This window comes from Rosenbergiella epipactidis, assembly GCF_018494055.1.
Lineage (GTDB): Bacteria > Pseudomonadota > Gammaproteobacteria > Enterobacterales > Enterobacteriaceae > Rosenbergiella > Rosenbergiella epipactidis.
Map to the genome: position 1 here is coordinate 37,749 of NZ_JABBFQ010000010.1, position 12,231 is coordinate 49,979.

Sequence of the window (12,231 nt, forward strand, 5' to 3'; positions counted from 1 at the left end):
GACCTAGGGTCGCCAAGGGATGTTCTGAGGTGATTAATTGGCTTGTACTGGCCCAATTAACCGGCGTAATAACGGGATTAAGAGCATCAGCACTACTGCCGTTAATCCCGAGGCGATGGCCAGTAAGATAAATAAATGGCTATAGCCGGGATTAGTTAATAGAGGGGTGGAACCCTGTGCGGTCGGCATCGCTTGCGATAAATAGCCAGCAAGGATAGAAGCAACACCGGAAATCATCATCCAAGTCCCCATCAAAAAGCCTTGGTATTGCTGCGGAGCCAGACGACCAATCATCGCGTAGCCTATCGGCGAGATCAGTAATTCGCCAATACTTTGCAGTAAGTAACTCCAAAATATCCATTGAAAATCGACTAAGCCATTAGCACTGGCAAGGCCAATCCCGATAGGAAGTACTAACATACCTGCACCCATAAACAGCAGTGAGGCAGCAAATTGACTGGGGATATCAATCGTGATGCCCTGCGCGCGCAGCCGTTTAAACAGTAGGGCAAGCAGCGGGCCACCTAAGACAATCACCAGCGTATTAATATCTTGTATCCACTGCGGGGCGATATGCCAGCCAAATAGCTGTAAATTAAGATTATTTTCGGCAAACAGCATCAGTCCCATCGGGGCAAGTTGATACAGTGACCAAAAGACCAAAGACCCGAGGGTAAGGATGAGGTAGGCAATCATTCGTGAACGTTCCGCGGCAATCTTATGTCGGCCTGTAATAATACAGAGGGCTGCAAGAACTAAGGTGCCTAGGCCTAGAACGAAGTAACTACTTACTTCCGAGTGGGTCAGCATCACTTTTACCACGGGAAGCAGCAGTAATAAGATCACACAGCCTATTGCCAGGCGTTGGCGCATCTTCGGTCCTGAAGCTTGACTCAGCGGCGTATTAAGGTCGGCCAGATGACGCCAGAATATACCAGTGAGCACGATAGCAATAAGATTACCGAGGGTGGCAAATAAAAATAGGGCGTGATAATCCAGGCTCAATTGAAAATAGCCGGCAGCGGTGAAGCCCATAAAAAAGCCCAGATTCATCCCCGCATAATTCCACAGAAAAGCCGATTCGCGACGCGGGTCATTGGGGGTAAACCTTTGGGTCAGCATCATATTTATACAGGTAACATTTAGACCACTACCGGTTAAAAAGAGTGCGAGTCCCCAATAGAGGCCGTCTATCTGCGCGCTCGATAACAGATAACAACCGATGACCTGTAATACCATACCGAGAACAAAGAGATTACGGTTACTGAGAAATCTGCCACCCAGGTAGCCGCCGAATAAATGGAGTCCATAATTAAAGGCACCAAAGATCCCCATAATGGCGTTAGCCGAGTATTCGCTGAAGCCTAATTTTTTGGTGGCGTAAAGTACCAGCGAAGAATAGAGTACTGCAAATCCCATGGTGGAAAACATCTGTATGAAGCAAAGAATATTTGCTCCCGCAATTTTATTCTGTTTTTGAAGTGTAACGTCCAACCTAACCCCTTAACGCTAATTTCGTTTTGACCAAAAGCTGATTAGGAAAATTGCCAGTTTTTGATCGTGCAAACAACTATTAAAAGAATAAAAAACGCTGTAAATAAGTTATATCAGAGGCTTTAACTGTAATTTTTTATTACCGTCGTCGAAAAGTGAGGATCAACGATGCAATATATTCTGACGCCAACGCTAAATATTACCGACCAGCAAGAGCTATTTGTTGGGTTACGTCGTTACAATCACACATTTCTTCCCCCTCAAGAGGTGGGGCATTTCGGGGTATATTGCCGTGATGCGCAGGGAGTGATGCTAGGGGGATTGAATGCCTCGATCAAAGGCCAGTGGTTATGCATTGATTATTTATGGGTGGATGAGTCAGTAAGGGGGCAGGGAGTGGGAGGACGGTTATTACAGCAAGCGGAAAGCCACGCGAAACAGTTAGGATGCCAACTAAGCTTAGTCGATACCTTTAGCTTTCAAGCCCCTCTATTCTATACAAAAAGTGGTTATCAAACAGTAATGACGCTGGAAGATTTCCCTAAGGTCGGCATGCAACGCCATTACTTACGTAAAGACTTAAACGCGTAGCGATTGATAACTGACCATCACGTGACGTTGATAAGCCGGCCGTTGGGTAAGGCGCTGGTAGTACGCGTTGAGCGCAGGGAAAGGTTGCTGAGCAATCCCCAACTGATAATAACGGTAGAGAAGGTGGCCTAATTGAATATCGGCTAGGCTAAAATGCTCACCGGCTAAAAAGGGATGTTGATTTAGCTGTTAGTCGGCGATGGCTAATTTACTCTCAAACCGATCAATTGCTCGCGTAATCGCGGGCAGATCACGCTCGTCAGCGGGGGTACGAACGAGTTGCCAAAAAATAGGTTGCGTGAAGAGTGATACAACACTGACTTTTGCCCATTCTGCCCAGCGATCCACTTCGCAGCGAGCAAAAATTTCTTCAGGCCAAAACGTCTCTGGGGCATAACGACTGGCTAAATAGCGGAGAATTGCCCCACTTTCCCATAGCGGAGCATGGTCATCGTCCTGTAACACCGGGATGGTACGATTGGGATTCAGCTGATAGAACGCGTCAGAGTCCAGTCCACCGAAGTGGTGGCCGAAATCATAACGTTGATAGTCTAGCCCCAATTCCCCGATACACCACATAACGGCTTGGACATTTGAAGAGGTTTCTCTTCCCCATACTTGCAACATAATAAGCCTCCAGAGCTATAGCCTTTTTACCCATTATCTCTTAACGTAGAAGCTTCATGGCCGGAGGTAAAGGAAAACTGATGATTACATTGAGTGGTTTTTTACGTTGTCGCACACCCGAAGAGTCGCAAACTGTCAGCCACTATCTTCCTGAACACCAGCAGCTGTCGCGTGCTGAGGCAGGATGTTTATCTTTTTCTGTTACCCAAACCGCCGACCCCTTGGTCTGGCGGGTCGACGAATCCTTTACGGATAACACTGCGTTCGCTTTGCATCAGCAACGTGTCGCCGGTTCAGAATGGGGCCGTAAGACCGCCGGTATCGTCAGGGATTACAAGATGAGTGAGGGGTAGGACTATGGCTAATGCGCTTTTAATCATTGATATGCAGCAATTTGTCCAACAGCGTATCGATCAAGGTGTCGACACATTTCCTCACCAAGCGATTGAGAATGGGCTATCGATACTCAGTGCTTATCGACAGCAGCAGCGCCCGGTTATCCATATCTATCATCACGACCTCGACACGACTGGGACCTTGCATCCTGATCAGGCGGCAGCCATGCCGCTTGAGGGCTTCCAACCGCTACCAAATGAAAAATTTTTTATTAAACACGGCTCTTCTGCTTTGAGTCATACCGGGCTTTATTCACATTTGATGACTGAAGGGATCTCACACCTCACCGTTATTGGGGCGGTGGCAGGCTTTTGTGTCAACTCGACCGTACGGGCGGCGGCTGACTTAGGGTTAAGCGTAACAATTATCGACGATGCGGTGGTCAGTTTTGCCCTCGCGGGAACGCCGTTTAACGCCGAATTATTATGGCAGTCTACCCTAGCCCTCCTTGCTGCGGATTTCGCGGTCCTGAGCAGCCTAACGCAGTGGCGGAGTGAAAATGAAAATAGTGTCGAGTAGTCGCTTTACCGGGGAGCGTGCTTGGCAAGCGCTTGATATTGCAGATTTTGATGGAACTTCCGTCCGATTACATTGGACCGACCAACCCTATAAATGGCATATCAATGATGGCCAAGAGGTGTTCGCCGTGATGCAGGGCTGTGTTGAGATGTTCTACCGAGAGGCGGGGGAAGAAAAATCGGCGATGCTAGAGGTCGGCGATATCTTTTATGCCAGTGTCGGCACTGAACATGTCGCCCATCCCCGCGGGCAAGCGCGGATTTTAGTCATAGAAAAAGCCGGTTCAGTCTAATTACTGTCTCTAAGCCCTAAAATGGTGGGTAAAGATTCGCAAAGCTGCGGGATTTACTGCCATGGCTATGCCAGAATTATGCTAACACTACTACCGAGGACAAATTTTTTCCGCGATGATGAGAAGCAACCCCGCGGATAAATTGTAATTTTTATGCGTATGCCGATCCAAAAAGAAGGATTCTTTTGTTCGACTTTTCTATCCCTTTTCTCTAGCTCTGCGAGTGATCAACACTGGCGCTCGGCGCTTTAGCTCCTCTCTTCCTAATCGTTTTTGACTCTTATCTCTCACCCACTTGCGGTGCAGGGGCTCTTTACCATGATTTGGAAGAATCACCATGTTTTATTGGATGCTATTAGTACTCGCCATTATTTTTGAAGTCACTGGAACATTATCGATGAAGTGGTCCACGCTCAGTGGGTCCGCCAGTGGCTATTACATTATGTTATTAATGATTGGATGTTCTTATCTCACCTTGTCGATTGCGATAAAAAAAATCGCCTTAGGGGTGGCCTACGCCATGTGGGAAGGTGTGGGAATTATTTTAATCTCCTTATGTAGCCTATGGCTATTCGATGAATCATTGTCAGCCGGCAAACTCTGCGGTTTAGTCCTGTTGATCCTTGGGATCACCTTGATCAAAATTGGGACGCGTTCAACCGATCCTAAAGCACAAGGAGTGATGCAATGATCGCCTTCTTACTTGAGTGGCAACATAGCTTATGGTTGTTACTGGCGGTGATCGTCGAAATTATCGCTAACGTTTTACTCAAACTCTCCAATGGCTTTCAGAAAAAAGGCTACGGCATATTGTCACTTATCGCGGTATTGGCCGCTTTCAGTGCGCTGGGACAAGCTGTAAAAGGAATAGACTTAGCGGTGGCCTATGCCTTATGGGGCGGATTGGGGCTTCTGGCGACGATCGCTTTTGGCTGGATCTTATTCGGTCAACGGCTTAACTGGATCGGCGGCATAGGGATCTTGTTGCTACTGTTGGGTATGGCGATCATAAAATTGGCCTAAGATTCACCCTACAAGAATACGCCCACTAACCGAAAAAGGGGGGAATACTCCCCCCTATCTTATTTATTTATACAAATCGACCACGGCATCGAAGTTTGGACCGTGCTCACGCGCCGCAATGATCACGTAGTACTTGGCACCTTTATCGTCCGCACGTTTCGAGATCTCTTCATGCAAATCGGAAGGCGAAGAGATACTACCTCCGGTTTCCGCTACTGAGATGGATCCCACTTTAGTTAATTTGAAATGTTTCACTTCTTCTTTTGAGATATTTTGAGCAGCTTGTGCAGCAAAGCAGATTAAACCAAACAAACCTGCGAAAAGCATCGAACGTGTTATTTTCATTTTTTTTCCTTCTTCTCGATAGAGAAACATGGGCCAGCATCATTGCATCGTTATCTCAATTAACAAGATAAGATGATTCTTTATAATTAAACAACTGTTGTAATAATCGAGATAAAATTAGCATTTTTCGTAAAGTATTTGTGAGTTCAATCACAACAGGGTTTGATCTACGTCAGGAATTTTTCACCGCTGTTGGCGAAAGACAGTTGGCGTTACGCCCGTGTCGCGTTTAAATCGTTGGCTTAAATGACTCGCTGAACTAAAACCACATTGATAGGCAATGTCGGTCATACTGTGTTGACGGGTCGCAAGGAGCTGTTTGGCTCGCTGTAAACGACGCTGCATCACATAGTGGTGAGGGGGAATGGACATTGAGGCGCTAAACATCCGCGCAAAGTGGTATTCACTCAACGCCGCCTGTTGCGCTAAGACCGTTAGCGTCAGAGGCTCGGCGAGATGGGCGTCAATATAGTCGCAAATATTACGAAGCACATAAGGCGATAAGCCCCCCGTCACCGTCGGTAGACGCCATGTGACTTGACTATAATGTTGAATAAGATGGGTTAATAATAGCGAGCTTGCTGAACTGAGTGCCAGCTGGTTTGCATTATCCAGCCAATCGTAGCTAAGTAAAAAATGACGATACAGCGCAGTCACCCTGTCATCACGCTGAAAACTGGTTTCTACCAGACTCAATTCCGCTGGGCTACGGTCCCAAATCTGCTCGCCGATATGCCGAAGATGCTGCTGGGTACAATAGAGATGCACAAAGGACAACGGCCCCCGGATATCCCAATGGCTCTCTACGTCTTTAGGCATGATACAAAGTTTATCCGGGCCTCCCCCATTCTGCCAACCGCCGTGGCGTTTTTGAAAACTTTGATAACCACCGTGCGTATAAAGACTCAGGGTATGGTGATCACTTAACACCTTGATTTGATCGCACTGGTTTGACCAGGAGGCCAGCTGAATACCTGTATTCAGCGCAACTTTCTGATGCAAGGTCGCTCGCTGCTGACTTAGGGTGTCGAACGTTTGATAATGCATGCAACGCTCCAGATAATCAGGGAATAATGCAGTGTATGAAGCGATAGGGGGAATTACTAGTCTTTCGCTGCACTGCCTAACAAAAAACCGCAAGAATATATAAATCATCCTCATGTAGATGACAGCATTTTAATTGTGCTGAGTGCACAGTGGCTCAGATAACTGAGTGAGGATGATGATGAACGGATTATTATATTTATGTGTAGTGGGGATTTGGGGCACAACGTGGTTTGCGATTGCCTTACAGCAAGGTGAGGTCCCTCTCTTGGTCTCGATTTTTTGGCGTTTTGCGCTGGCCGGTAGCCTACTGTTGGTGATGAGTCGCTGGCGGTTAGGTAAGAATCACTTATCGTGGCGAGATCATGGATTTTGCTTTTTACAGGGGCTGTGCGCCTTCAGTCTTAATTTTTTCTGCTTTTACCTCGCCGCAGCACATATTACCACTGGAATAGAATCGGTTATCTTTTCGATGGCAATCCTGTTTAATGCCATCAACCAAGCGCTTTTTTATCGCACCACGCCGGTAAAGCGGTTTTGGCCCGCCGCCGCGCTGGGAATTATCGGTATTGCCATACTCTTTAGCGATCAATGGGGGGCTAAACAGTTCTCGACATCCTTAGGCTTGGGCATCGCACTAAGCTTATTGGGAACCTATGGTTTCTCTCTGGGGAATATGTTGAGCATTCGCCATCAGCGGCGGGGCTTAGCAATATTGACGACCAACAGTTGGGCGATGTGTTACGGCGCGGCAGTGGCCGGTGCTGGCGCTTATCTACTCGGCTATTCTTTTGTTTTACCGGCACAACCTCTTTATCTTGGTGCTTTAGGCTATCTTGCGCTATTTGGCTCAGTAATCGGCTTTGGTGCTTATTATTTATTAGTGGGACGAATTGGAGCGGGGCAGGCGGCGTATGCGACGGTACTGTTTCCCTTAGTTGCTTTGGCTATTTCCACCCGCTTCGAAGGATATCAGTGGCATCTGCATGCGGTAGTAGGACTGGGGGTGATTTTACTGGGAAATTTCATTATGTTTTTTCCCCTACATAAGATTAAAAAAAGCCGGCTCCGTTCCCTCTTCGCGTCTGTAACGATAGAAGGGAAACGGAGCGACCTTCCCTGAGTCTTATCTGTTATAAGCAGCTTTAGCTGTTGCAGTAGAAGAGAACGCTCTTCTTGCCCTGGTGAGGCGGATAACCCAACACGTGACAACGCACGTATAGGGTCTCTTACGCAATAATTTTTAATTGGCGATAAGGACTCAGAAACGAATTATAGAGATAGCTCGTTAATGCAGCAATATCTGATGCTTACAGGAGATTGATTGATATCAATTCAATTAGACTTTTTTAACAATTGATAAGCGATTATAACATTAATAAAACTCTACTGTTGACGGAGGCACACTCTATGTACCCCATTGCTTTTTACAGCCGTCATGCTGAAACGGATTTATGGCTAGCCCCTCTCAAGGCGGCATTACCGGAAGCCACCCTTAATGTATGGCCTGTCCACGATGAACGGGCGACGGTTGCGCTGACTTGGGCGCCAGATCAAGCCTTTATCGATGCCCATCCAAACCTTAAGGTGATTTTTAATATGGGGGCTGGCGTTGATGCTATCTTGTCCCTCAACTTACCCGCCGATATTGCGATTATCCGTGTAAAAGATGGCGGGATGGCCGTGCAATTAGCGGAATACTGCTGTGAGGCGGTGATCCGATTTTATCGCGAGTTTCCGCAATACGAGCAACAACGCCAGCAACATCGGTGGCAAAACAACTTACTCCATCATCGTGAAGATTATCCGGTTGGCGTGATGGGGCTAGGAGTACTGGGTGAGAAGATCGCTCAATCTTTGCGCCAGTTTGATTATCCGGTTAATGGCTGGAGCCACAGCCGCAAAGCGATCCCTGGTGTGACTTGCTACGATGGGCAGCAGCTGGAGGATTTTTTACGCGCGTCACGCATACTGATCTGTGTGCTACCTTTGACCGATAAAACACGAGGGATCCTTAACTTTCACCATCTCTCTCTACTCAAAGACGATGGCTACTTGATCAATGTCGCTCGAGGTGGTCATCTGATTGAGGAGGACCTGATTCAATTGATTCAAACAGGGAAAATACGGGGCGCAACACTAGACGTGACCCAGAATGAACCCTTAAGTGACGAGGATCCTCTCTGGCAAGTGCCGCAAATCCGCATCACCCCCCATATTGCGGGGAAAACCCAAGTCGAGCATGTTTTGGCACAGGTCGTGCCACAAATAACTCGTTGGTTTAGGCAGGGTGAAATTGACGGGGCGATCGATTTACATCAGGGCTATTAATCAATTTTTGCTCAAAATGGCCTTTTTTGAGCGGAAAAACTGTCGTGTCAGTTCTATCATTCACAATTCCATAGACAACTTTACATTTGTTTAACTTCGCGCTCACACGACAGCTTTTTCTCTCACTCTTTTGCACAGGTCATCGCCATGAAAGGTAAATTGATATTACTAAGGATCGTGTCTGTCTTGCTGCTGCTCACCAGCATCATCATGATAGCTGGGGGCGGGTACTTACTCTCCCTATCAGGGTCCTGCTACTATTTAATTGCGGGTATTTTCCTGCTGATCAGTACCATTCAGCTTTTTCGCCGTAAATCCTCCGGCGCAATACTCTTTTTTATCGTCTACCTTGCCACCATTCTCTGGACCATTCATGAAAGTGGGGCGGATTATTGGGGATGGGTACCTCGTTTATCCTTACTCACCGTTTATGGTTTTCTCTTAGCCTTAAGCTTACCTGCCTTGCAACGCCAACCTTCGAATAAGTTGAGTTTCGGTTTAGCCGGGATTTTTGTGGTGATCTTTGCTGTCGCTTTTGGCATGGCATTTGTGCCAACCCATGTCTTTCATTCAGGTAAGGCACTCCCTCAGCAACCTTTGGTTAAAACGCCTACCCCTTCGCAGGCGGAGCAACCGGATAGTGACTGGACCTATTATGGCCGAGATGCTGATGCCTCGCGTTTCTCCCCTTTAAGCCAAATAACCCCCGATAACGTAGGCCAGCTTAAACGCGCTTGGACTTATCGTACCGGTGATCTTCCTGCGCCGGGACAAGTCAACAAATGGGCGGCTGAAAATACCCCGATCAAGGTTGGTGATGCCGTCTATGTTTGCTCGGCACGCAACAACATCATCAAGTTGGATGCCAAAACCGGTAAGAAAATCTGGGAGCACAATACTGGCGTAAAATATGAGAGCATCCCTTATACCGCCGCGTGTAAAGGGGTGACCTACTATACCTCGACCCAAACTCCTGTTGGACAAGCCTGTCACACTCGTCTTATCGTCGGCACCTTGGATGAACGCCTAGTGGCCGTTGACAGTGAAACGGGACAATCTTGCCAAGGATTTGGTGAACACGGACAAACTAACTTACTGAAAGGTTTGGGCTATACCGTTCCAGGATTCGTTGCCGTGACAGCGCCAGTGCCTATTATTAATGGCACCATCGTTGTTAACCACGAGGTGCTGGATGGACAACGCCGTTGGGCACCTTCTGGTGTGATCCGCGGCTATGATGCAGAAACCGGGCAGTTCAAATGGGCGTGGGATGTGAATAACCCTACGGACCATAAAGAACCGGCAGCGGGTAAAGAATATAGCCGTGGTACGCCTAACTCTTGGGCGACAATGGTAGGAGATAATCGTTTAGGATTAGTGTACGTCCCAACCGGTAACTCTGCCGCCGATTACTACAGTAAATTGCGCTCGGCGAATGAGAACAAGGTCTCTTCATCCATCGTTGCCATCGATGTTAAAACCGGTGACGTCCGCTGGGTCTTCCAGACCGTGCATAAAGATGTGTGGGATTACGACATGGGTTCACAACCGACACTCTTCGATTTCCCTGGCCCTAATGGTTCGACAATTCCAGCGATAATTGTACCGACTAAACGTGGTCAAACGTTTGTACTGAACCGCGAAACGGGTAAGCCTTTGACACCTGTTGAAGAGAAAGCCGCCCCTGCAGCCGTCGTCAAAGAAGACCCGCGTGCGCCGACACAACCTTGGTCGGTGGGGATGCCACGTCTTGGGCTGCCCGATCTGAGCGAGCGTAAAATGTGGGGCTTAACGATGTTTGATCAGTTGGCCTGCCGTATTAAGTTCCGCCAAGCCCGTTACGAAGGTGAATTTACGCCACCGAGCTTGGATAAGCCATGGATTGAATACCCAGGATACAATGGTGGCAGTGACTGGGGCAGTGTGGCCTATAACCCACAAAATGGCGTGTTGATCGCTAACTGGAATAATACACCAATGTATGACCAGTTAATCACCCGTAAAAAAGCCGATAAGTTAGGCCTGCAATCTATCGACTCACCTAAATATAAGCCTGGCGGCGGCGGTGCAGAAGGTAACGGTGCGATGGCTGATACCCCGTATGCGATTCAAGTCTCGCCGTTCTATTTAGATAGCACGCAGATGCTCTGTAACGAACCGCCTTACGGCATGATTACGGCAATCGATATGCATACCCGTAAAGTGTTATGGCAGCACCCGTTAGGGAGTGGTGAGAAGAACGGTCCATTTGGACTTCCTACCCATATGCCAATCAATGTCGGTACGCCAAATAACGGTGGCCCGATCATTACGGCGGGTGGCTTAACCTTTGTCGCGGCAACTACGGATAATAAAATTCGTGCCTTCGATAACCGCACCGGTAAGGAAGTCTGGAGCGACACCTTACCAGCAGGTGGTCAAGCCACGCCGATGACCTATTCTGCTGGAGGTAAGCAGTATCTGGTGATTATGGCTGGTGGCCACCACTTTATGCGCACAAACGTCGGCGATTATGTCATCGCTTACGGCCTTCCTGATACCCACTAATTGTTACGGCCCTGCGGGGCCGTTTACATCTTGATAAAAAGTTTTCATCAATTCATCCGGCCAGTGTGATCTTCGTCAACTATAGTTATTAACCTAAGCCTATTTTATTTGACAACGGAGCTATCAAATGGTCAAGAAAGTTGAAATTCACGCGCAATCACAAAAATTACCAGGTTCTGAAGCTAAATTGTCACCTAAAGCGGAAATGATCCGTGAAGATTACCGCGGTAGCGGCAAGCTGGCCGGAAAGGTCGCATTAGTCACCGGCGGCGATAGTGGTATTGGCCGTTCTGCCGCCCTTCACTTTGCCCGCGAAGGTGCTGATGTCGCCATCACTTATCTTCCGAATAACGAAGATGAAGCGGCTGATGCGCGTTCAATCAAAGCCTTAATCGAGCAAGAAGGGCAACAGTGCGCCATCTACCCAGTTGATTTACGTAAAGCCGAAAATTGCCGTAAATTGATTGCCGACGTTGTTGAAGCTTTCGGTAAATTAAACGTGCTGGTGAACAATGCCGGAACACAATACCCGAACGAAGATCTTACCACGTTAAGCGACGAGCAATGGCTCAACACTTTTGACACCAATATTCATAGTATCTTCTTCCTGACTAAAGCAGCGCTCCCGCACTTGAAGGAAGATGACAGCATCATCAATACCACTTCAGTTAATGCTTATATCGGTCCGCAAATGCTGATTGATTATACTGCGACGAAAGGGGCGATTGTCAGCTTTACCCGCGCGCTATCTAACCAAATTGCAGGCAAAGGGATCCGCGTCAATGCCGTGGCCCCAGGTCCGGTTTGGACACCGCTGCAGCCTGCGACATTGGGCGATTACAACCCAGAACTGCTAGAGAACTTTGGCCATGAAACGCCAATGGGACGTGCAGGGCAGCCGTCTGAACTCGGTCCTATTTATGTCTTCCTCGCAAGCTTAGACTCTTCTTATATCAGCGGCCAAGTGATCCATCCTAACGGTGGCACCATGGTAGGTGGCTGATTCTTAACTTCTTTATGAG

General features: G+C 47.9%; 13 protein-coding genes and 1 pseudogene. 10 read left to right on the forward strand and 4 right to left on the reverse strand.

All coding sequences use genetic code 11. From position 1 onward, the window contains the following. Positions 1-33: 33 nt before the first annotated feature. Complete coding sequence (locus HGT71_RS13915; protein ID WP_244986534.1) at positions 34-1,494, reverse strand: peptide MFS transporter; 1,461 nt, start codon at positions 1,492-1,494, stop codon at positions 34-36. Between the two features lie 168 nt (positions 1,495-1,662). On the opposite strand from HGT71_RS13915, the gene HGT71_RS13920 reads away from it, so the two are divergent. Continuing rightward, complete coding sequence (locus HGT71_RS13920) at positions 1,663-2,085, forward strand: GNAT family N-acetyltransferase (protein WP_048913700.1); 423 nt, start codon at positions 1,663-1,665, stop codon at positions 2,083-2,085. On the opposite strand, the pseudogene HGT71_RS13925 reads toward HGT71_RS13920, so the two are convergent. Next, positions 2,074-2,712: pseudogene (locus HGT71_RS13925) on the reverse strand (glutathione S-transferase family protein). The gene HGT71_RS13920 and the pseudogene HGT71_RS13925 overlap by 12 nt on opposite strands. An 80-nt stretch (positions 2,713-2,792) precedes the next feature. On the opposite strand from HGT71_RS13925, the gene HGT71_RS13930 reads away from it, so the two are divergent. The 5 genes from HGT71_RS13930 (at position 2,793) to mdtI (ending at position 4,942) form a co-directional block, all read left to right on the forward strand. Continuing rightward, entirely contained in the window at positions 2,793-3,065 is a 273-nt protein-coding gene (locus HGT71_RS13930) for a putative quinol monooxygenase (RefSeq protein WP_099822219.1), read from the forward strand. A 4-nt stretch (positions 3,066-3,069) separates the two neighbouring features. Next, on the forward strand, positions 3,070-3,627 hold the full coding sequence (locus HGT71_RS13935) for an isochorismatase family protein (protein WP_214218300.1): 558 nt from the start codon (positions 3,070-3,072) through the stop codon (positions 3,625-3,627). Continuing rightward, entirely contained in the window at positions 3,608-3,919 is a 312-nt protein-coding gene (locus HGT71_RS13940) for a cupin (protein WP_214218301.1), read from the forward strand. Before HGT71_RS13935 ends, HGT71_RS13940 begins: the two co-directional genes overlap by 20 nt. A gap of 337 nt (positions 3,920-4,256) precedes the next feature. Further along, entirely contained in the window at positions 4,257-4,610 is a 354-nt protein-coding gene (mdtJ, locus tag HGT71_RS13945) for a multidrug/spermidine efflux SMR transporter subunit MdtJ (RefSeq protein ID WP_048913695.1), read from the forward strand. Next, positions 4,607-4,942, forward strand: coding sequence for a multidrug/spermidine efflux SMR transporter subunit MdtI (gene mdtI, locus HGT71_RS13950; RefSeq protein WP_048913694.1), 336 nt, complete (start codon positions 4,607-4,609; stop codon positions 4,940-4,942). Before mdtJ ends, mdtI begins: the two co-directional genes overlap by 4 nt. A 63-nt stretch (positions 4,943-5,005) precedes the next feature. On the opposite strand, the gene HGT71_RS13955 is transcribed toward mdtI, so the two are convergent. Both HGT71_RS13955 and HGT71_RS13960 read right to left on the reverse strand, forming a co-directional pair. Next, positions 5,006-5,287, reverse strand: coding sequence for a YdgH/BhsA/McbA family protein (locus tag HGT71_RS13955; protein WP_214218302.1), 282 nt, complete (start codon positions 5,285-5,287; stop codon positions 5,006-5,008). 183 nt (positions 5,288-5,470) lie between these two features. Further along, positions 5,471-6,334 (reverse strand): helix-turn-helix domain-containing protein, encoded by an 864-nt coding sequence (locus tag HGT71_RS13960; protein WP_214218303.1) that lies wholly within the window; start codon positions 6,332-6,334, stop codon positions 5,471-5,473. 178 nt (positions 6,335-6,512) lie between these two features. Between HGT71_RS13960 and HGT71_RS13965 the strand changes: the two genes are divergently transcribed. From HGT71_RS13965 to HGT71_RS13980, 4 genes are all read left to right on the forward strand, one after another. Then, the gene (locus tag HGT71_RS13965) at positions 6,513-7,454 is read left to right on the forward strand and encodes a DMT family transporter (RefSeq protein ID WP_214218304.1); all 942 of its coding nucleotides are present in this window, start codon (positions 6,513-6,515) and stop codon (positions 7,452-7,454) included. A gap of 287 nt (positions 7,455-7,741) precedes the next feature. Beyond that, positions 7,742-8,662, forward strand: coding sequence for a 2-hydroxyacid dehydrogenase (locus tag HGT71_RS13970; RefSeq protein WP_214218305.1), 921 nt, complete (start codon positions 7,742-7,744; stop codon positions 8,660-8,662). A gap of 147 nt (positions 8,663-8,809) precedes the next feature. Further along, the gene (locus HGT71_RS13975) at positions 8,810-11,209 is read left to right on the forward strand and encodes a membrane-bound PQQ-dependent dehydrogenase, glucose/quinate/shikimate family (protein WP_214218306.1); all 2,400 of its coding nucleotides are present in this window, start codon (positions 8,810-8,812) and stop codon (positions 11,207-11,209) included. 127 nt (positions 11,210-11,336) lie between these two features. Further along, positions 11,337-12,212, forward strand: a complete 876-nt coding sequence (locus HGT71_RS13980) for an SDR family oxidoreductase (RefSeq protein WP_048913501.1) — start codon at positions 11,337-11,339, stop codon at positions 12,210-12,212. Positions 12,213-12,231 lie beyond the last annotated feature (19 nt).

Excerpts from the sequence above, each read along its gene's own strand:
- HGT71_RS13980 (WP_048913501.1), top strand. The coding sequence starts at position 11,337 with ATGGTCAAGAAAGTTGAAATTCACGCGCAATCACAAAAATTACCAGGT.
- HGT71_RS13965 (WP_214218304.1), top strand. The coding sequence starts at position 6,513 with ATGAACGGATTATTATATTTATGTGTAGTGGGGATTTGGGGCACAACG.
- HGT71_RS13975 (WP_214218306.1), top strand. The coding sequence starts at position 8,810 with ATGAAAGGTAAATTGATATTACTAAGGATCGTGTCTGTCTTGCTGCTG.
- HGT71_RS13955 (WP_214218302.1), bottom strand. The coding sequence starts at position 5,287 with ATGAAAATAACACGTTCGATGCTTTTCGCAGGTTTGTTTGGTTTAATC.
- HGT71_RS13935 (WP_214218300.1), top strand. The coding sequence starts at position 3,070 with ATGGCTAATGCGCTTTTAATCATTGATATGCAGCAATTTGTCCAACAG.
- mdtJ (WP_048913695.1), top strand. The coding sequence starts at position 4,257 with ATGTTTTATTGGATGCTATTAGTACTCGCCATTATTTTTGAAGTCACT.
- HGT71_RS13970 (WP_214218305.1), top strand. The coding sequence starts at position 7,742 with ATGTACCCCATTGCTTTTTACAGCCGTCATGCTGAAACGGATTTATGG.
- HGT71_RS13940 (WP_214218301.1), top strand. The coding sequence starts at position 3,608 with ATGAAAATAGTGTCGAGTAGTCGCTTTACCGGGGAGCGTGCTTGGCAA.
- mdtI (WP_048913694.1), top strand. The coding sequence starts at position 4,607 with ATGATCGCCTTCTTACTTGAGTGGCAACATAGCTTATGGTTGTTACTG.
- HGT71_RS13960 (WP_214218303.1), bottom strand. The coding sequence starts at position 6,334 with ATGCATTATCAAACGTTCGACACCCTAAGTCAGCAGCGAGCGACCTTG.
- HGT71_RS13920 (WP_048913700.1), top strand. The coding sequence starts at position 1,663 with ATGCAATATATTCTGACGCCAACGCTAAATATTACCGACCAGCAAGAG.
- HGT71_RS13930 (WP_099822219.1), top strand. The coding sequence starts at position 2,793 with ATGATTACATTGAGTGGTTTTTTACGTTGTCGCACACCCGAAGAGTCG.